Source organism: Pollutibacter soli, from assembly GCA_029269725.1.
GTDB lineage: Bacteria > Bacteroidota > Bacteroidia > Chitinophagales > Chitinophagaceae > Pollutibacter > Pollutibacter soli.
Genome location: JARJHS010000010.1, coordinates 142522 through 163146, shown reverse-complemented (window position 1 = coordinate 163146; position 20625 = coordinate 142522). Strand labels below are relative to the sequence as shown.

The 20625-nt window shown below is 42.8% G+C and carries 18 protein-coding genes and 1 pseudogene; 13 read left to right on the top strand and 6 right to left on the bottom strand.

Going from position 1 to position 20625, the window contains the following annotated elements:
• Window positions 1–137 precede the first annotated feature (137 nt).
• From mutS to P2W82_RS21045, 5 genes are all read left to right on the top strand, one after another.
• A complete protein-coding gene (gene mutS, locus P2W82_RS21065) occupies window positions 138–2735 on the top strand; it encodes a DNA mismatch repair protein MutS (RefSeq protein WP_336517921.1) in 2598 nt (865 codons plus the stop codon).
• 175 nt (window positions 2736–2910) lie between these two features.
• The gene (locus P2W82_RS21060; protein WP_336517920.1) at window positions 2911–3312 is read left to right on the top strand and encodes a DoxX-like family protein; all 402 of its coding nucleotides are present in this window, start codon (window positions 2911–2913) and stop codon (window positions 3310–3312) included.
• Window positions 3297–4037, top strand: a complete 741-nt coding sequence (locus P2W82_RS21055; protein ID WP_336517919.1) for a DUF2071 domain-containing protein — start codon at window positions 3297–3299, stop codon at window positions 4035–4037. Before P2W82_RS21060 ends, P2W82_RS21055 begins: the two co-directional genes overlap by 16 nt.
• Window positions 4025–4786: a class I SAM-dependent methyltransferase gene (locus P2W82_RS21050; protein WP_336517918.1), complete on the top strand. Its 762-nt coding sequence runs from the start codon at window positions 4025–4027 to the stop codon at window positions 4784–4786. Before P2W82_RS21055 ends, P2W82_RS21050 begins: the two co-directional genes overlap by 13 nt.
• Window positions 4770–5171, top strand: a complete 402-nt coding sequence (locus P2W82_RS21045) for a hypothetical protein (RefSeq protein ID WP_336517917.1) — start codon at window positions 4770–4772, stop codon at window positions 5169–5171. Before P2W82_RS21050 ends, P2W82_RS21045 begins: the two co-directional genes overlap by 17 nt.
• A gap of 191 nt (window positions 5172–5362) precedes the next feature.
• Here P2W82_RS21045 and P2W82_RS21040 read toward each other — a convergent pair whose 3' ends face one another.
• Window positions 5363–6358, bottom strand: coding sequence for a polysaccharide deacetylase family protein (locus tag P2W82_RS21040; protein ID WP_336517916.1), 996 nt, complete (start codon window positions 6356–6358; stop codon window positions 5363–5365).
• Window positions 6359–6531: 173 nt separating this feature from the next.
• Between P2W82_RS21040 and P2W82_RS24840 the strand changes: the two are divergent.
• Window positions 6532–6696 (top strand): annotated as a pseudogene (locus P2W82_RS24840) (transposase); the annotation flags it as partial.
• A 60-nt stretch (window positions 6697–6756) separates the two neighbouring features.
• The gene (locus tag P2W82_RS21035) at window positions 6757–7353 is read left to right on the top strand and encodes a transposase (RefSeq protein ID WP_336517915.1); all 597 of its coding nucleotides are present in this window, start codon (window positions 6757–6759) and stop codon (window positions 7351–7353) included.
• Window positions 7354–7408: 55 nt separating this feature from the next.
• On the opposite strand, the gene P2W82_RS21030 is transcribed toward P2W82_RS21035, so the two are convergent.
• Complete coding sequence (locus P2W82_RS21030; protein WP_336517914.1) at window positions 7409–7954, bottom strand: hypothetical protein; 546 nt, start codon at window positions 7952–7954, stop codon at window positions 7409–7411.
• Window positions 7955–8016: 62 nt separating this feature from the next.
• Here P2W82_RS21030 and P2W82_RS21025 point away from each other — a divergent pair, with 62 nt between their 5' ends.
• Window positions 8017–9108 carry a tryptophan 2,3-dioxygenase family protein gene (locus P2W82_RS21025; RefSeq protein ID WP_336517913.1) on the top strand — a complete coding sequence of 364 codons (1092 nt, stop codon included), beginning with the start codon at window positions 8017–8019 and terminating at the stop codon, window positions 9106–9108.
• A 208-nt stretch (window positions 9109–9316) separates the two neighbouring features.
• On the opposite strand, the gene P2W82_RS21020 is transcribed toward P2W82_RS21025, so the two are convergent.
• Complete coding sequence (locus P2W82_RS21020) at window positions 9317–10447, bottom strand: cysteine desulfurase family protein (RefSeq protein ID WP_336517912.1); 1131 nt, start codon at window positions 10445–10447, stop codon at window positions 9317–9319.
• A gap of 45 nt (window positions 10448–10492) precedes the next feature.
• Window positions 10493–11878: a phosphoglucosamine mutase gene (gene glmM, locus P2W82_RS21015; RefSeq protein WP_336517911.1), complete on the bottom strand. Its 1386-nt coding sequence runs from the start codon at window positions 11876–11878 to the stop codon at window positions 10493–10495.
• Between the two features lie 248 nt (window positions 11879–12126).
• Between glmM and P2W82_RS21010 the strand changes: the two genes are divergently transcribed.
• From P2W82_RS21010 to pyrF, 5 genes are all read left to right on the top strand, one after another.
• Window positions 12127–12735: a phosphatase PAP2 family protein gene (locus P2W82_RS21010; protein WP_336517910.1), complete on the top strand. Its 609-nt coding sequence runs from the start codon at window positions 12127–12129 to the stop codon at window positions 12733–12735.
• Window positions 12732–14030 carry a hemolysin family protein gene (locus tag P2W82_RS21005; protein WP_336517909.1) on the top strand — a complete coding sequence of 433 codons (1299 nt, stop codon included), beginning with the start codon at window positions 12732–12734 and terminating at the stop codon, window positions 14028–14030. Before P2W82_RS21010 ends, P2W82_RS21005 begins: the two co-directional genes overlap by 4 nt.
• Window positions 14031–14090: 60 nt before the next feature.
• Entirely contained in the window at window positions 14091–14876 is a 786-nt protein-coding gene (locus P2W82_RS21000; protein WP_336517908.1) for an SDR family oxidoreductase, read from the top strand.
• Window positions 14877–14884: 8 nt separating this feature from the next.
• A complete protein-coding gene (gene kynU, locus P2W82_RS20995) occupies window positions 14885–16150 on the top strand; it encodes a kynureninase (protein ID WP_336517907.1) in 1266 nt (421 codons plus the stop codon).
• Between the two features lie 243 nt (window positions 16151–16393).
• The gene (gene pyrF, locus P2W82_RS20990) at window positions 16394–17257 is read left to right on the top strand and encodes an orotidine-5'-phosphate decarboxylase (protein WP_336517906.1); all 864 of its coding nucleotides are present in this window, start codon (window positions 16394–16396) and stop codon (window positions 17255–17257) included.
• Here the strand turns inward: pyrF and P2W82_RS20985 are convergent.
• Both P2W82_RS20985 and P2W82_RS20980 read right to left on the bottom strand, forming a co-directional pair.
• Complete coding sequence (locus tag P2W82_RS20985; protein ID WP_336517905.1) at window positions 17245–17907, bottom strand: SGNH/GDSL hydrolase family protein; 663 nt, start codon at window positions 17905–17907, stop codon at window positions 17245–17247. The genes pyrF and P2W82_RS20985 overlap by 13 nt on opposite strands.
• Window positions 17908–18310: 403 nt before the next feature.
• Window positions 18311–20620, bottom strand: a complete 2310-nt coding sequence (locus P2W82_RS20980) for a M1 family metallopeptidase (protein ID WP_336517904.1) — start codon at window positions 20618–20620, stop codon at window positions 18311–18313.
• Window positions 20621–20625 lie beyond the last annotated feature (5 nt).

Genomic DNA, 20625 nt, shown 5'->3' with positions numbered 1-20625 from the left:
GCCTATAAAAATAGCAGTTCCGTGCTGGAATCAAAACTATTTATGCACGATAATCTGCAAATTCTTCACAACCTGGTAATTACCGGATAGAACAGGGACGCTTTGTTATTTTTGCAGCACTTCAACAACGAGGAGCTATGGCGAAAAACGGTGCCGATACCCCATTAATGCAGCAGCATAACGCAATCAAGCAACGATATCCGGATGCCATACTGCTTTTCAGGGTGGGTGATTTTTACGAGACTTTCGGAGAAGATGCCATCAGGGCTTCGCAGGTTCTGGGTATTACGCTAACCAAAAGAAACAATGGTTCTGCTTCCAGTTCAGAACTGGCCGGTTTCCCCCATCATTCGCTTGACACCTATCTCCACAAACTGGTAAAAGCTGGTTATCGTGTCGCCATTTGTGATCAACTGGAAGATCCTAAGCAGGCTAAGGGAATAGTGAAACGAGGTGTGACGGAACTGGTGACACCGGGGGTGGCAACACACGACAAACTGCTTGAGCATAACAGCAATAATTTTCTTGCAGCTATACATATTACCGAAGAAAAAAACGGTATCGCATTTGCGGACATTTCCACCGGTGAATTTTTTATTGCAGAAGGCAATGCTGAATACATTGATAATCTTCTGCAAACACTGCAACCGGCGGAAGTCATTTTCCAGAGAAGTTATCAAAAGACTTTCAGAGAAACGTACGGGAAGAAATTTTATACCTACAGTCTGGAGAGCTGGATTTTCGATGAAGATTTTTCCAGAGAGACTTTACTCAAACATTTCGGCACGCATTCATTAAAGGGTTTTGGTATTGAAGAAATGTCGTTCGGAATTATTGCAGCAGGAGCAGTACTGCATTACCTGAAAGATACAGAGCATCCGAATCTGGGACATATCAGTTCCGTACAGCGTATCAACCGGGACGATTATGTCTGGATGGATAGGTTTACTATCCGTAATCTGGAACTGATCAGCAGTTCTTCCGAGCAAGGGCATAACCTGCTGAAAACGATGGATCATACGGTTTCGCCTATGGGTGCACGTTTACTCAGGCGATGGATGCTCATGCCCCTGCTCGATCCGGCAAAGATCAATGAGAGACTTAATCTTGTCACAGATCTGATCAAAAATACTCAGTATCGTACTCAACTCATCACACATATTCGCCAGTGCGGAGATGTCGAAAGGCTTGCTGCAAAAATTCCATCGAAGAAAATCAATCCGCGCGAACTGCTGCAGGTAGCGAAAGGACTTCAGCAGATCGATCAGATAAAAACGGAGGCGGCGCAACAACAGAACGAATACCTGCTAAGGCTGTCCGAAAATCTGAATCCATGCAAAACGATAAGAGAAAAAATATTAAACGGATTGGTGGAAAATCCGCCGGCACTGTTATCAAAAGGCTCTGTATTTGCGAGTGGCATTCACAGCGGCCTCGATGAAATAAGAGAAATTGCGAGTGGCGGAAGACAGTATCTCGCGACACTGCAACAATCGGAAGCGGAAAGAACCGGAATCAATTCATTGAAGATCGGCTTCAACAATGTTTTCGGTTACTATCTCGAAGTAAGCAATGGTCAGAAAAGTAAAGTGCCGGCAGAATGGACACGCAAACAAACGCTGGCGAACGGTGAAAGATATATTACGGCTGAGCTTCGTGAGTATGAAGAAAAGATCACTGGAGCAGATGAAAAAATTGCACAGATAGAAGCGGAGCTGTATGATCAGCTGCTTACTGAATTGCAGGATTATATTGCGGCCCTGCAGGTTAATGCCAATGTGATTGCGACGTTAGATTGCCTCGCAGGCTTTGCGACACTCGCGCTTCAGAGAAATTACCATCGCCCAACTATACATACAGGCGATCGTCTGCAATTGAAGGCATCACGGCATCCGGTAATTGAAGCGAGGCTGCCTCCGGGTGAAGAATATATTTCCAATGATATCATGCTGGATCGCGAACAACAACAGATCATTGTGTTGACCGGTCCAAACATGAGTGGTAAAAGTGCATTGCTGCGACAAACGGCCGTAATTACACTAATGGCGCATATGGGGAGTTATGTTTCTGCAGATGCTGCAGAAGTGCCCATCACAGATAAAATTTTTACCCGCGTTGGCGCTTCGGATAATTTAAGTGGAGGTGAATCCACTTTCATGGTGGAGATGAATGAAACCGCGAGTATCGTTAATAATATGTCGGCCAGAAGTCTGATTTTGCTGGATGAGATTGGTCGAGGCACATCGACTTATGATGGTATCTCTATCGCCTGGAGTATTGTGGAATATTTACACGCGGCTGAGCAAAAACCCAAAACACTTTTCGCGACGCATTATCACGAGTTGAATGAGTTGGAGAATAAGCTGCCGCGAGTGAAGAATTTTTACATCACCAATAAAGAAATCGGCAACCGGATAATTTTCCTGAGAAAGCTGGCCCCGGGAGGAAGTACACACAGTTTTGGAATTCATGTGGCGAGGATGGCAGGAATGCCGCCTGCACTAATCAAACGCGCGAATGAAATTCTGTCACAATTAGAGACAAAGCATGTGGAAGAAAATAAAGGGGGCGCGATAGAGAAGATTGCTGCGCCGCAGGTACAACTCTCAATATTCGATTCCCATTCGGAAACATTTACGCATATCCGTAAGCTCCTTGAAGATATCGATATCAACAGGCTGACGCCAGTGGAGGCGTTGATGAAGCTGAATGAGGTTAAGGAGATGATTAAGTAGTGAGTAGTAAGAGGTAAGTAGTCAGTAGGACAAGTTGTTAGTTGTTAGTTGTTAGTTGTTGTCACTGGAGGTAGCGGTGTGTAATATCGAATGGAAAATGACACTGTTTTACATCATACCTATTTTCCATAAGAAAATGAATATATAAATTCTCCACAGGGAGCAAAGATCTTTGTTGAATAAAATTTTCCTATACCGTTTTCTGCAAATGCTGATTGGCTCCATCTGGCTGATTAATGGACTGTTTTGCAAAGTATTCAATCTTGTTCCGAGACACGAACAAATCGTTGCAACCATACTCGGAAAACAATCCAGTCGTGAACATACGATTGCCATCGGTCTTGCAGAAACGGCCATGGCTATATGGATTTTCAGCGGTAAACTTTCCCGCTTGAATTCGATACTACAGATGATAGTGATTGGGACGATGAATATTCTCGAATTCATTCTTCTACCTGAACTATTATTATGGGGAAAGTGGAACTTCTTTTTTGCATTGATGCTCATTCTGGTCATTTTTGTAAACGAGTTTTATCTGAAAAAAAAATCCCAACAAGCCCGATGTTTTCCGGTTTAAAGAATCACCCTTTTGCAGTTGAAGCGTGGTTTGATTTTTCACTGGTACTCACATTTGCAGTTCCAAAGAAAGCAATCGCTCACCTGGTTCCGGAACACCTGACAGCAGATTGCCTTCATGATCAGTGGGCCTTTATGGCCGTTGCTTTGGTACAGACAAAAGATCTTCGACCAAAGGGATTTCCCAGATTTTCAGGCCAGGATTTTTTCCTGATCGGGTACCGGATTTTTGTACGGTATACAAATCAGCAGGGTCGCAGATTACGGGGTTTGTATATCCTGAAATCAGAAACCGATAAAAAACAAATGGAATGGTTGGGTAATGCTTTTACACATTATGGTTATACGACAATTGATATCCACGTCCGCGATTCGAAGGAGAAAATCAGTGTCGAATCAAAATTGTCAGGGCTTTCCATCACGGTAAACTGTGCTGATGCAGATATATCACTACCGACAGGCTCGCCTTTTATCGATTGGAAGGAAGCCAGGAAATTTGCGGGTCCACTCCCCTTTACTTTCACCTACAATAAATCGCAATCTGAAATGTTGATTGTGGAAGGAGTTCGTGAACATTGGACACCGTCACCCGTAAAAGTGCTGGATTTTAATATTCCTTTTTTACAACAACCAGAATTTAAAGATGCACGCCAGGCAAATGCATTTATCGTGAGAAACATTCCATACTCCTGGAAGAAAGGAAGAAAAGAAAAATGGAAAATCTAAGAAAGCCATTCCAGGGAACAGTAAATATCATCAGGTTTAACTGGCATTTTTATGCCTTTGCAGTCACATGCTTAATTGCTACACTCATACTGACATTCGTATTAACGCCAGACTGGAAATACTATATGATTTTAATGTCAATTGTAGTCATTTTACCGGTAGCGATCTCACTGCTCATTTCCTGGTATATCTATGATTTTTCACCCTTGTATAAATTTCAATTCGTCAAACCTGGGAAACCAGGTTCACAGGTTTGTATAAACATTCATTCCGGTTTTGATGAAACGAGTCGTATGCTAAAGGAAAAAAACAATTGCGCACAATTCCTGGTTTTTGATTTTTATGATCCTGTTAAACACACAGAAATATCTATCAGGCGTGCAAGAAAAGCTTACCCATCATTTCCGGGAACTCGATCCATAAGCACTGATTTTATCCCCTGTGAAAATCATTCCGCAGACAGGATCTATCTGATTTTTGCAGCACATGAAATAAGAAACGATGAAGAGCGGAATACTTTCTTCAAAGAGCTAAGCAGAATTTTGAAGGCTGATGGAGATATTGTTATAGTAGAACATATGCGTGACAAGTTGAATTTCATCGCATACAATATTGGTTTTTTCCATTTTCTTCCCAGGAAATTATGGTTGAACCAGTTTAATAAGTCCGGTTTTTTTATTGCAGATGAAGGCAAACCAAATCCTTTTATTACTTATTTCAGATTAAAAAAGAATGGTTCTCCATATTAAGATTGCAGGGATATTAATGATTTTGCTGACGTTTATGCATGTCTGGTTTCCCAAATATTTTCGTTGGAAAGAAGAGTTGAAACGTCTCAGCCTGGTCAATCGCCAGATGATGGCTGTACACACATTTTTTATAGCCATCGTGTTATTAATGATGGCGCTTTTATGTTTAACATCTCCTGATGAATTAGTTCAAACCAGCCTTGGCAAAACAATCTCATTGGGGTTTGGGATCTTTTGGGCGATTCGTTTATTTATTCAGTTTTTCGGTTACTCAGAAAAGCTATGGAAAGGAAAGCGTTTTGAAACTTTTGTACATGTCGCATTTTCGATAATCTGGCTTTATTTCAGTGTGGTATTTTTTGCAAATTATGTGAAAGGAAGTTGATAGTTCATGGTTCATAGAATAGTTGTGGATTGTAAGCCCGGCGGCAGGCAGGTTGTTACCTGACAGTGAAACAGCCGTTGATAACAGAGGTACTGCCTTGTCCAAAAATCATAGAGATGCCAGGCATGTACGTCGCAACGATTTTGGAAAACCTTGATACAAGAAACAATAGTTTCCTACTGCTTCGAATACTATTTAACCTTCGATCTTCTTTCCATGAGTTCACGCATGGTAGTCAGAATGATGCCTTCTTTTTTAATATATGCTTTAACCTCATCACTCATCATGGCCAGGTAGTCGCCTTCGCGAATCGGACCTGAATTCGAGATAGCGTCAAACTGCGGAGATACCTTTGTACAATGCATGATGAAATAAGTGATGCCCGGCCTGAGGTTTTTCAGCGCATTGATATAAAATTCAGTTTTATACCTTTTCAGATTTTCAGTACTAACGGCAACGCCTGCGGGTAAATGTGGTGCATAACTTTCGTTTTGCAGATCATCAATTACAGGTAAGCCCGCATTCCATAACTGTTCACCAAAGGCAGTAGTTTGTTTAAGATCGACGCCCATGGCTTTCAATTGCTGAATGATCAGTGTATTGTGCCCGCCAGGAAACATAATAGGTGTTTTATAATCAATACCGAGCCTGATGTATTTTTCAAGAAATGCGGGCGTTGCGAAAAGTGTTCCCATGTGAGAATCAAAATGAGTCGGCTTAAAACCAAATGCCAGGCATTTTTCCACCTGCGCCCTGATCTCTTTATCTACTTCATCGGGACTCGCATGTTGTGCCACCTGTTGTACCGAAGGCCAAAGTGCGCCTTCACTATCAACCAAACCAGGCACCTGGCTTTTTCCGCTAACGGGTCCCCACCGATAATCCTTCCATTCTGATGTAAGCGTCAGGTGAAGCCCGGCATCGGTATCCGGGTGTTCTTTGAGAAAATGAAAATAACCAGGCACCCAGGAGCAGGGCATCATGATGCTACAGGAAGTGGAAGAGCCTTTCGTCATCGTTTCGATAGCGCCCTGGTTGGATTCGAGACTCATGCCTACGTCGTCGACATGCATGATAACGACGCGGGTACCTTTCGGGTAGCCGAGTTTCTCGGCGTATGTGATGGATGGCTGGGAGAATGCCGGGGAGAGAAAGAGTAAGGCGACAAGAGCGTAGAAGAGTTTCATACAGAAGTTTTGGTGTGGAAGATTGTGGGTGAAATTTAGGGAAAAGGCTTGAGATGGCAGGGGTCCGACTATCCATTTAGGCCTCCTGCCGGGAAAAAACGCAAGGAAAAGGATGAAATCTACATGGCCAGTTTTTATCTCTTTGGGAGTTTTGCTGTTTCAACCTGTTTATTATGTTTCGTGGGATGGCATTGAAAGAGTTTAATAACAAGTTCGCTTCAGATGACGATTGCCGGCAATACCTATTTGATATTAAATGGAAGGATGGGTTTATATGCCGCCGTTGCGGATACAATAAATTCTATCCAGGGGAAACGAAATTCCATTGCCGATGCCAAGCCTGTGAATACGATGAATCAGTGACTGCACAGACGGTGTTTCATAAAATAAAATTCCCATTGATAAAAGCATTCGGCATCGCATTTATAATATCCGTGAGAAAAAAAGGGATGTCGACACTTGAGTTGTCCACAACATTTACAATCAATCAAAAAACAGCATGGTTATTTAAAAGAAAAATTCAGGAAGCGGTTAAATCGTCTTTTACCAGGGCAAATAATGATATTTCGGAAACTTTCCACATTAATTTCGGTGGACCTGAATTGGAAACGAATAGCCGTTTTGCGGGTGAGTCGCAAACGGCCGAAATCGTTCTGTCAAATGATAAAGATTATATGCGCGGCTTCGGAACAATTATTAGTTCACAACAGCCTAACCCCGAAGACACAGTTACGGGTAACCGAAAAAAATCCGTTACAAAAATATTAGAAAAGCAAAATGAAAATGGAAGCCAGCCTGCAAAAGTGAGACAGGAAAATGAAAAACGAAAATCAGTTGTAATATTAAATCTCAAAGGCTGGATCAGGGGAATTCATCATCATTGCTCAGGCAGGTTCGCACAGGGATATCTGGATGAATTTTTCTACCGATTTAATATGCGAAATAGTTTGAAACTGATTTGCGATGATCTGATCAGAAGGCTTATGGGTGGATAACCTTACTTCTACAAGCCGGCGAGGCCTAAATGGATAATCGGGAGCCCAGCAACCTCTACCCACCAGTCCCCTTAAACTGATGATGCGCCTCCTTAAACAATACATTAAATGTCGTCAGACTCCCATAAACGCCGGTAACATACTGTTGCAACTCCACCTTATCCTCCGAACTCAAAATCTTATTCGAATTGATCTTCTGTTCAATCAACCTCAGCTTATCCCTTACCATCACGATCTTATGAAAAAACGTATCAATAGGAATTTCTTTTGTTTGCAATCCGGCATCACCAGGCTTTAATATTAACACACCATTTTTCCACTTGCCACCCATCGGCACCATTTCAATTTCATGTAAACGCTGATCTAAAACATTTTCCAAAGCACGCTCAATATCCGCCAAAGTAATTGACGGCCCCGAATCGCCTCCCTCTGCACGCTCTACCACTTTTAAGCCGTCATAATCCCTGCCAATTGATCTCGTTCCGTTCTGCGATTTAAACCATATGACATATGATTCAGATGCAAGATCCACCACCACTCCCCTTCCAAAACTGGCATGGTCAACCCTTGACCCAATCCCTAACAAATTGCTACTATCCATACTATTAAATCCTATACTGTAATTAAATATTAACTTGCCACCGCATATACTTTTTCAAATATATGGAGTCTGAATCTATTTATTATAAGGATTACCTCGGCTTGAACAATATCCTGAGCAGCCAGCACCCACGGAGTTTTGAAGATGGAAATAGTCCCGCGCATGACGAAATGCTTTTCATTGTCATACACCAGGCGTTTGAACTCTGGTTCAAACAAATTCTTTTTGAATTGCAGTATGTACAGTCTGTTTTCGGCCAGCAAAAAATAAATGACAATACAGAGGAAATGAACCTCGTGCTCCACCGCTTGCAGAGGATTTCAAAAATTATGGACCTGCTTAACCAACAGGTAGGCATACTCGATACGATGACGCCCCTCGATTTTCTCGAATTCCGAAATCTGCTGACGCCTGCATCAGGATTTCAAAGTGTACAGTTCCGCTTGATTGAAGCACGACTGGGTTTGGATTTGGATCATCGGCATCAATCTTCCTATTATAAAAGAACAAACGCCGGAGGTTTTAATCCCGGCGATTTTGAAACCATTCAACAGGCAGAGAAAGATCTTTCGCTATTGAAACTGATCAACCAGTGGCTGGAGCGACTTCCATTTTTTGAAGACGAATACTGGGCCTCGTATCAACCTACATATCCAAAAGAAAAATCCCAGCCTTTCTGGAGCGATTATTCGCAGATCTATCGTGAAGGACTAAACGAATATGAAAAATCAAAGTTAGCAGATTTCAATTTTCTGTTCTTTGATGAAGTCGTCCCCGGTATTTCAGCCGATGATCTGAATAAACTTCAGCAACTTCGCGGTTCACTAAGTCCAGGTGCACTCAGAGCAGCTTTGTTTATTATGCTCTATCGTGACTTTCCGTTCTTCCAGAATTCGTTCCGGATCCTCGACACACTCGTTGAAATAGACAATCGACTCGCAGGCTGGCGTCATGCGCATTACCGCATGGTGCGCCGGATGATCGGTATGCGCGTAGGCACAGGAAACACCTCCGGCGCAGGTTATCTCGAAGGTGCCGCAGCAAAAAATTATATTTTCCGCGATATCGCTGGACTTTCAACCTTTCTCATCGAAAGAAAAAAATTACCAAAGCTTCCCGTGGAACTGATACGGAAACTTAGTTTTGCGGAGTAATTAAAGTAGTTATCTATCGGAGCAGTGGGCAGGAGCAGCAGCCGTTCTGCAGGTGAATGGTTGACATTGCAGTTTCAACTTGAATTACTCTCACAAAATCGAACTGCCTTAAATTTCCTGGAGTAACCATTTCCTCCAGGAGACGAGGAACAGCAAGGCTGTGAATTTTCCCTTCCCAAAGCTGAACTATGAACTATGAACGCTTGAATCACACCAACTCCTGCAACTTCGCCACCACCAGATCCACTTCTTCTTTGGTATTATATTTTGAGAAAGAAAAACGAACTGTCACCTTATTCGGATCATTATTAATCGCACGGATAACATGCGAACCCTGGTCGGTGCCGCTGGTACATGCACTTCCACCTGAAGCACAGATGTTGTTGATGTCAAGATTGAAAAGCATCATCTCCGATTTCTCAGTTTTGGGAAAACTGATACTAAGTACTGTATACAAACTATTTCCTTCAGGATCGCCATTGAAAGAGGTACCCTTCACATTTTTGCGAACCTGTTCCATCATATAATTTCTGATAGAACGGATATGCTCAGCATCTTTTTCCTGGTTAGCAGTTGACAGCTCGAGTGCTTTGGCAAAGCCGACAATACCATACAGGTTTTCTGTACCTGCACGCATATTTCTTTCCTGTCCGCCGCCATGAATAAACGGGTGGATTTTTACATTCTCATTGATGTACAAAAGCCCAACACCCTTCGGACCGTGAAATTTATGCGCAGCACCCGTGATAAAATGAACCGGAGTATCTCTCAAATTGATCGGGAAATGACCTACTGTCTGAACAGTATCAGAATGAAAAATGGCATTGTACTTTTTACAAAGCAAACCAACCGCATTGATATCTGTGATGATACCAATTTCATTGTTCGCATGCATAAGCGTTACCAAAGTCTTTCCCGGCAGAGTTGAAAGCAATCGTTCAAGATCGTTCAGATCAACCTGACCTGACGGAAGTAATTTCACAAAATGAAGACCCGCCTCTCCACGCTTCTGAAAATATTCAACAGTATGAAGAGTTGCGTGATGTTCAATTGCAGAAGTGATAATATTCACACACCCCAGATCTCTTACTGCAGAAGATATCGCCGTATTGGTGCTCTCTGTTCCGCCACTGGTAAAGAAAATTTCCGCAGGATGTGCATTCAGAATTTTTGCAACTGACTTACGGGCCATCTCGATGGCAAGCCGCGTTTCACGGCCGTAAGAGTAGATAGATGAAGGGTTACCGAATTTTTCCGTCATGTACGGCAACATCGCCTCAAGTACAGCCGGATCAAGAGCTGTAGTCGCTGCATTGTCAAAATAAATTCTTGCTGTCATGTGGTTTTCATTTCAGGAATACACCGCTATCGCGAAATATTTCTATCACAGAAATTCACGGATATCATGAATTAAACGCGTGGCGATATTCTTAGCAGTGGTCTCAAAATTGCTCTCAGCGATGATCCTGATGATCGGCTCGGTATTGCTTGATCTCAGGTGAACCCAGTCATTATCGAATTCAATACGCAGACCATCTTCGGTGTTCAGAGGTTGGCTCTTATACTTTGTTTTAAGCTGATCAAAAATGATATTCAGATCGACACCATTCTCGAGTTCAATTTTATTTTTGCTGATAAAATAATCAGGATAAGTTCCCCGGACCTGCTTTACAGTCTTGTTTGTCTCTGCAAGGAAACTGAGGAAAAGAGCAATACCAATCAACGCATCCCTTCCATAATGCAACTCGGGAACGATTATTCCACCATTTCCTTCGCCGCCGATAACAGCATTGACTTCTTTCATTTTGGTAACCACATTCACCTCGCCAACAGAGCTTGGAAAATACTCGCCACCATGCCTTACCGTTATATCCTTTAATGCTTTTGAAGAAGAGAGATTACTTACCGTGTTGCCTTTGCGTTTGCTGAGAACATAATCCGCAACAGCAACCAACGTGTACTCTTCTCCGAACATACTTCCGTCTTCGCAAACAATCACCAGCCTGTCTACATCGGGATCCACTGCGATACCCATATGGGCACCACGTTTATTTACCTCATTGGAAAGTTGTGAGAGATTCTGAGGTAATGGCTCAGGATTATGTGCAAACTTGCCTGTTACTTCGCCATTCAACAAAATAATATCGGATTCCTTTACTCCCAGAGCTTTCAGTAATGCAGGAACGAAAATGGCACCTGTACTGTTAACTGCATCAACAACAACCTTAAATTTCTTCTTTTTGATATTGTCGACATTGACAAGATCATGCGCAAGAATTGCAGCTATATGTTTATCACCATAACTATTATCCGCTGTATAAGTTCCTAATTTATCTACAGCGGCAAAATTAAAATCTTCTTTCTCTGCTTTTGCGAGCACTTCTTTTCCATCTTCTCCACTGATAAATTCACCTTTGGAATTCAACAGTTTTAAAGCATTCCACTCTTTCGGATTATGACTTGCCGTAATGATGATACCACCAGCTGCTTTTTCAAAAACAACCGCCATTTCAACAGTAGGTGTCGTGCTGAGACCCAGATCAATTACATCAATGCCGAGTGCATTAAGTGTATTACAAACCAGCTGATTCACCATGGCTCCGCTGATGCGACCATCGCGACCAACAACGATCTTCCTGATGCCTGTTTTATTCAGCGTCCATGATCCAAAGGCAGCCGTAAATTTCACTACATCCAGCGGAGTCAGGTTATCACCAGGCTTTCCACCGATGGTGCCCCTTATACCCGATATGCTTTTTATCAATGCCACAAGTCTTGGGTTTAGCGGCTGCAAACATACGTAAAATTACGGGAGCCTTCGCTTCTGTAGTGGCTTCTTTTTCAAAACACCTGAATCGGTGTGGAAGTAGTCAGTTATATCAAAATACAAGATTTCATTCGGTTGTATTTGCTCATTATTTAAAGTTGATTAAACAATCCGCAGACATAAACGACTAATTTCCATTATTTTAACCTGGGGATACCCAAGGTTGACGCCCGAGCCCTATTTTTGCATGCATGATTTGGCTTCAGAATCGCTTTACACTGACTTTTCCGGATAAACTGATCAGGGCCGATCAATGGTTGATGTTGAAAATAAATCGGGACTGGTCGCATCCCTTTCTTGATAACTTTTCCCTGTTCATGCGCGAGCCATTGGTTCACGTACCGCTCTATCTTTTCCTCGCGCTCTTTCTGATCATCAACTTTGGAAAATCAGGATTCTGGTGGCTGATCACAGCATTAGCCATGGCTGGTGTGAATGATATTTTAAGTAGTCAGTTGATTAAAGAATTTTTCGACCGGCCGCGACCATGCAGGGATGAAACCCTTGCACATCAGATAAGATTCATTGCAAAGTATTGCGGAATGAATGGAAGTTTTATTTCATCTCATGCAAGCAGTCATTTTGCCGTGGCCACGTTTATTTTTTTCACGCTTCGATCGATAACCAAATGGTTTGGGCTTGCCTTTCTTTGGGCGGCATGCGTTTGTTATGCACAGGTCTACGTCGGAGTCCACTACCCTTTTGATGTTTTTTGCGGCGCAATATTCGGTTTAGGTATCGGATTTGCAGCTGCCAGTTTATACAACAAAAAAATTTCCTTAGTTAACACAGCCAGATGACAGAAATATTTATCCTGATCGGATTGATCCTCCTTAATGGTCTGTTTTCGATGGCTGAAATTGCTTTGGTATCTGCCCGCAAAGCAAGACTGGAAGCTCAGGCCAACAAGGGCGATGCACGCGCAAAAGCTGCACTCGATCTGGCCAACAAACCTGAAACATTTTTATCCACCGTACAGATCGGTATTACTCTCATCGGCATATTGACAGGTATCTATTCCGGTGAAAAAATCGTGGACGATGTGGTTGTTCAGCTGGAAAAACTTCCAATGCTGAAAAACTATGCGAACGGGATTGCAACCGCTATCGTTGTAATTCTCGTTACTTTTCTTTCATTGATCCTTGGTGAACTGGTACCGAAAAGATTGGGACTGATAGCGCCGGAAGCGATAGCCAAACTGGTTGCCGGTCCGATGAAACTGATCAACATTATTACCTGGCCCTTCGTATGGTTACTGAATATAACCACCAACCTCCTGGTAAAGCTTTTCAATATAAAGAGTACCGACAACCAGGTTACTGAAGAGGAAATCAAAGCTATTATCAGTGAAGGAACAGAAACCGGGGCGATCGAAGCAACAGAACAGGAAATCATTGAACGCGTATTTCACCTCGGAGATCGCAACATTACATCTCTGATGACACATCGCAGTGACATCATCTGGTTCGAAGAAAATGATAGCGAGATCACCATCAAGGAAAAAATTCTGCAGGAACCACATTCAGTATATCCCATCTGTAAAGGAAGTATCGACAATATCAAAGGCATTGTATCCATAAAAGACATGTACGTCACGCCTGATAACACACCTTTCAAAAATGTGATGAAGCCTGCCTTGTTTGTTCCTGAAAACAATTCTCCTTACCAGTTGCTGGAACACTTCAAGGTTTCAAAAATTCATACCTGTTTTATAGTTGATGAGTACGGGACCTTACTTGGACTGATCACAATAAATGATATTCTTGAAGCCATCGTTGGTGAATTACCGCAGCAGGATGTCGAAGATTATGAAGTAAAAGAAAGAGAGGATGGAAGCTTTCTGGTTGACGGACAAATTCCATTCTATGATTTTCTTTCAAAATTTGAGAAGACAGAATGGATGAATGAAGGTGAACAGGAATTCGATACACTTGCCGGATTTATCCTGCATCGTCTTCAGCGAATTCCAAATACCGGAGACAGTATGGAATGGAGTGGATTTCACTTCGAGATACTGGACATGGACGGTCATCGCATTGACAAAGTACTGGTGAAGATTTCAGAATCCCTGAAGCAGGATCTGGAAGACGTTTAACGCCTGCATGCCGGCTTAGGCAGATGCAATGTTAAACGTAAAACGTAAAGCGTTACTGTAATGAATCTTTCCCTTAATAATAAAACTGCCCTGATCTGTGGAAGCAGCCAGGGAATCGGCTTGGCAGTTGCGCAGGAGTTGGCAGGTCTGGGAGCAAATTGCGTTTTGCTGGCAAGAAATGAAGAGGTTCTTCGGACAGCGGTTCAGTCTTTATCCAAAAAAGAAAACCAGGAGCATCAATACCTCATTGCAGATTTTGCAGATCCCGAAAAAGTCAGGTCGGTAGTTTATGAATTTCTGAACAACAGAAAAATTGATATACTGATTAACAATTCAGGTGGACCAAAACCCGGATTAATTTCCACGGCCGCAACAACAGAATTTGAAAACGCCTTCCGTCAACACGTCGTGAATAATCAAAATCTCGCACTCGCGGTAATACCCGGCATGAAGGAATCAGGATATGGCAGAATCATCAATATCATTTCCACATCAGTCCGGGTACCATTAAAAAACCTGGGTGTATCGAACACCATCCGTGCGGCGGTTGCGTCATGGGCAAAAACGCTGAGCAATGAGATCGGGCAGTTTGGGATAACCGTGAATAGTGTATTGCCAGGATTTACAAAAACCGAAAGACTGAATTCGATGATTGAAAACAATGCGAAACAAGCCAATCGGGATGTAGAACAATTAAGATCTGAAATGGAAGCTGATGTTCCGCTTCGCAGATTTGGAGAACCTTCTGAAATTGCAACGATGGTTGCATTCCTCGCAACACCTGCCGCATCCTATGTCAATGGCATTTCTATTCCGGTTGATGGCGGCCGGACAGGTACCATTTAATTTTGACTATGCACGAAGCGTCGCTCGGATATGTACATAAACTGGACATGCAGGATGATCTGAAAGAGTTCAGAAGCAAATTCAGATTTCCGGAACACAATGGGAAAAAGCAGATTTACTTTCTTGGCAATTCTCTCGGACTTCAGCCAGTAACAACAGCTGGCTATATCAATAAAGTACTCGATCAGTGGCAGGCGGAAGGAGTTGAATCATTTTTCCGCGGTAATGATCCCTGGATGGACTATCACGATCATCTCACCCGGCCACTTGCCGGAATATTGGGTGCATTACCTGAAGAGATTACGGTAATGAATCAGCTGACAGTTAATCTTCATTTAATGCTGATCAGTTTTTACAGGCCACAAGGCAAAAGAACAAAAATCATTTGTGAAGCAAAGGCTTTCCCAAGTGATCAATATATGCTGGAGACTCATGTAAAACACTACGGTTTCGATCCTGGCAGCACTATCATTGAAGTACAACCGAAATCAGGACAATATTTAATTGAGGAAGAAGATATCCTTGCTGCAATTGACAAACACCGTGATGAACTTGCCCTGGTATTATGGGGTGGTGTGAATTATTACACGGGACAGGTTTTTAATATTAAAGCCATCGCAAAAGCTGCACACGACGCCGGGGCAAAAGCCGGATTTGATCTCGCACATGCAGCAGGAAATATTTCTTTGAATCTGCACGATTGGAATGTAGACTTTGCCTGCTGGTGCAATTACAAATATTTAAACGGAGGGCCGGGCACTGTTGGTGGCGCGTTTATTCATCAGCGTTATCATAATGATTCTTCGATATCGCGCTTCGCAGGTTGGTGGGGTTATGAAAAATCGACACGTTTCCTCATGGAAAAAGAATTCGTACCTGTTAAATCAGCTGAAGGTTGGCAGCTGAGTACCCCTTCTCCTATCCTGCATGCCTGTCTTCGCGCGTCTCTGGATATTTTTGATGAAGCAGGTTGGCATAAAATCCAGGAGAAAAAAAAGTTACTGAATGATTGGTGCTGGTTTCTTCTTGAACACTTAATAGAAGAATCTCCGGGCGACAACATCGAATTCCTTACTACTCCACGCGGCGAAGGATCACAGGTATCCATATTAGTCAAACGGAATGGAAAATCAATTTTCGAATCACTGGGCGCACACGGTATCATGAGCGACTGGCGCGAACCCGATGTCATACGTATCGCACCCGTACCGTTGTATAATTCATTTGAAGATGTCTGGCATTTTTATGAGGTTTTCAGATCGATGATGAAGTAAGATCAGAATACAGAATATGGAATACAGGAAGAAACAGAAAAACTGATACTGAAGCCTGAATACAGATAACTGCATTAGAAAACTGGACGAAACTTGTTTTATAAGGTTTGAATCTAATATCTTCCTACTAAATCTCCTGCCTCCCCACCTGCCTCCTCACTGGAAGAGAAAACTGGCTGTCCCAAACCTGCCTGCCGCCTGCCTGTCCGGTAGGCAGGGCAGGCAGGCTATGAACAATGAACTATGAACTTCGCTACCTTTGCCTCCGCTATGGACAGGAAAAAACTCGTCTCAGAAATCTTCAGGAAAAAATCATATCTCATCACTGGTCTCGATACCGACCTTTCAAAAATTCCTGCCCATTTACTTGCTGAGCCAGATCCTGTTTTTAGTTTCAATAAGGCGATCATCGATGCAACCGCAGATCATTGCGTAGGTTATAAAATCAACACCGCATTTTACGAGGCCAATGGAGTAAAAGGTTGGGAATCGATGGCGAAAACTGTCGAGTATATCGGTTCAGATCATTTTAAAATTGCTGATGCCAAACGCGGAGATATTGGCAATACCGCAGATCAGTATGCAAAAGCATTTTTCGAAACACTTCCATTCGATTCGATTACGGTGGCGCCGTATATGGGCTCAGATAGTATTAAACCATTCCTTGCCTATGCAGGTAAATGGGCGATCGTTCTTGGCCTGACATCAAATACCGGTGCTGCTGATTTTGAACTTCAGCAGCTCGCCGATGGAAAGAAATTATATGAAGAAGTGTTATCGAAGGTTTCACAGTGGGGCACAACCGAAAACCTGATGTTTGTCGTTGGAGCAACACAACCGGACGAATTCATAAGCATCCGTAAAATACTTCCCGGCCATTTCTTTCTTGTACCTGGTGTTGGAGCCCAGGGTGGAAGTCTTGATGAGATATCTTCAAAAGCGATGAATAACGAATGCGGAATACTGGTTAATCTTAGTCGCGCAGTGATTTATGCTTCGAGCGGAAGAGACTTTGCAGAAAAAGCCACAGAAGTTGCAAAAAGTTATCAGCACCAGATGTCGCAGTTTATCGACAAAAAGCTGGTCGACTTTCATCAACCTTTCTGACGCTGTAGTAACACTGGCATTATTTCCTGCGATAATTTAATTGCCCATTCGGTATAAGCAATGGCGCTTGGATGCAAGCCATCGGAAGCGAGGAGAAAAATATTTGAAGAGGCGTTGCGGGTTTCCGGCGTTATATCGATATATCTCACTTTGTAATTTTCAGCTATCGATCTATTGATCGCATTGTAAGCATCTATTTCTGCCGAAATTTTATTTTTATCGCGACCAGCAGCATAAGGTGTAACGCCCCAATCCGGAATACTCAAAACAAATACACACGAATGCTGACCTCCTGCAAATAAGATCGCAGTCTTCAGCAAGGATTCAAATTCCTGTTTGTATTTATCGATCGGATAGGCGCGGTACTGATTGTTAACTCCAATTAATAATGAAACCACATCAAACCGAGACGGAGTATTCGCAGAAGTAATCGCATTCATTAGTTCATCCGTGGTCCAACCTGTTTGTGCAATAATCGTCGGATCATCAATACTAAAACCGGATCTTCTGAGCAAAGCTGTCGTCTGCGATGGAAAATTAAGATCATAATCAACTGACTCACCAATCGTGTATGAGTCACCAAGAGCCAGGTATTTCAGGTGATTCAAAGCTTCGAAATATTTTGAAGAGTAAATAATGTAAACAGCCAACCATGTCTTATAGCCCAGGCATCAACGAAAATAAAAAAACGGCACATTATAATGCCGTTCTTATTAGTTGAATTAATTTTTATAATCGATTAATCCTTAGCTTTAGCGGGTACTCCTGGTAAAATGCCTGATAAAGGCTGAAAACATATTCTGAATTGATTCCAACCCACCCTAGCCCTTTTCGAACAAGCCACTTTGTAAAAAGTGGCTTTTTTGTTTTGAAGAACCAGTTGTTCGTTCTTCGTTGTTCGTTATTCGTTGTTCGTTCTTCGTTCTTCGTTGAGTCAGACAATCTGCAGTCACACCCTGTCGAAAGCCGGTTGTTTATACTCGCTACTTACTATTCACTGGCTGTTTATATTGCTTCTTGCTTCCTGCCTGGTGCCTCGCTGTCACCTCCCGACTACCGACTGCCTTGCATTGCATTCCTTCCTCCACCAGCGCCACGTGCAGCACCTTGTCCAGACTTATATAACTGAAAACGCGTAGGCATTTCTTTCACCGGCCACATTCCATTTTCAGGATTGATGTCAGCAGTTTCGCGATAAGGATCGAGTTTAATAGCCGCTACTTCTTTATCGAATGCAAACACCTTTACAAACTTGTTTTCATTGAAACGCCATGCAGTAACGGGAACACGACTAACTTCTTTTGAACCATCTTTGAAAGTAAACTCAACAATTACCGGCATCAGCATTCCGCCCCGGTTAGAGAAAGTGAGTTCATACAAATTTTTACTTGAAATTGCGGCTGTACCTTCTTTATCAATCCTTGGTTCTGTTGCTTTCTGTTTCAACCCTTCCACCATCTGCGCATCAGCATTTCTGTTGTGATAGTAGAAATCGCGAAGAGTGGTATCCGTGTCTGTATAAAATTGAATGGTCTTATCTTCTTTGTTGCGCTTCATTCCCAGCGTTTCGAAATCTTCTGTTTTGCCAGCGTTGACATCTGCTGATGGCTTGAACCATTTCACACTATCAAGAGCGATATCAACAGCATCAGTTCCGAAATACCATCCGCGCCAATACCAGTCAAGGTCAACTGCACTCGCATCTTCCATGGTTCGGAAAAGATCAGCCGGCGTCGGATGCTTGAAAGCCCAGCGACGCGCGTATTCCCTGAATGAAAAATCAAACAGCTCACGACCCATTACAGTCTCGCGGAGGATATTCAACCCAGTTGCTGCTTTTGCATATGCATTTGAACCAACCTGAGCAACATTATCACCTTTGGTCATGATTGGCTCCAGTTGTTCTTTCGGAAGTTTCATATAATCCGTAATCAGGTGTGCCGGCCCGCGACGTGATGGGTATTTGTTATCAAATTCCTGTTCCGCAAGAAACTGGCAGAACGTATTCAGCCCTTCATCCATCCACCACCACTGGCGCTCATCACTATTTACGATCATCGGGAAAAAGTTATGACCAACTTCGTGAATGATCACACCAATTGCGCCATATTTGATCGCTTCACTGTAAGTTCCATCAGCTTCCGCACGTCCATAGTTCATCGCAATCATCGGATACTCCATCCCGTTGGCGGCTTCCACTGATTGTGCCACCGGATAAGGATATGGGATCGTGTGTTTGGAATAAACCTTCAGCGTATGTGCTGTAGCCTTTGTTGAATATTTCTTATAGATAGGATACGCTTCTTTTCCATAATAGCTCATACACATCACTTTCTTTCCTTCAATGTATACAGGCATCGCATCCCACACAAATCGTCGGCTGCTATTGAAAGCGAAATCACGAACATTCTCTGCTTCAAAAATCCAGGTTTCTCTTGTTTTTGATTTTTGTTTTGATGCTTCAATTGCCTCATCAAGCGTTACAACTTCCAGCGGCTCTTTGGCATTCTGTGCTTGCTGCCAGCGTTGAAACTGCGCAGGAGTAAGTAATGATTTGTAATTCTGGCAAACTCCGGTCGCTGCAACAATATGATCGGAAGGAACATCGATCGCTACTTTATAATTTCCGAAAGTGAGTGCAAACTCTGATCCTCCGGTGAACTGCAAGTTCTGCCATCCTGTAAAATCGCTATATACCGCCATGCGTGGAAACCACTGTGCGATGGAGTACAGGTTGTTATCGTCTTCCGGGAAATTTTCATATCCACCTCTTCCGGGAACAACAGATTTTTCATTGATCTTATAATCCCAGTTGGCTTTGAAAACAAATTTCTGCCCTGGTTTCAACGGTACAGGCAGATCAATACGCATCATGGTCTGGTTGATGGTATAGGTCAGATTTTTTCCGGCAGCATCTGTGAGTAAACGAATATTGACGCCGTAACCTTCGAGGTATTTATCGATATCCATTTGTTTCAGCTGGCGATCAGTCATTTCCGCTGGCATTTTTCCCGGACGATCCCAATTGCTGTTCGCTTTTGCGCTGTGAAAATTTTCATCCAGCTGTATCCATAGATAGGTAAGGATATCCGGAGAGTTGTTGTAGTAAGTCACCGTCTCAGAACCGGTGAGAATATTTTTTTCTTCGTCGATGCTCACTTTGATATCATAGTCAGCACGCTGCTGCCAGTACTTTGGGCCTGGGGCACCGCTGGCTGTTCTATACTCATTAGGGCCGGGAAGCAAAAAATCCAATTGTTCAAAACGATTGCCATGATTGGAGCCAGGATTGTGATCCATTTGCGCATGTGATGCCGCACCAATAATGCTAAGCAAGGCAAGAAGAAAAATCTGTTTTCTCATGTTTT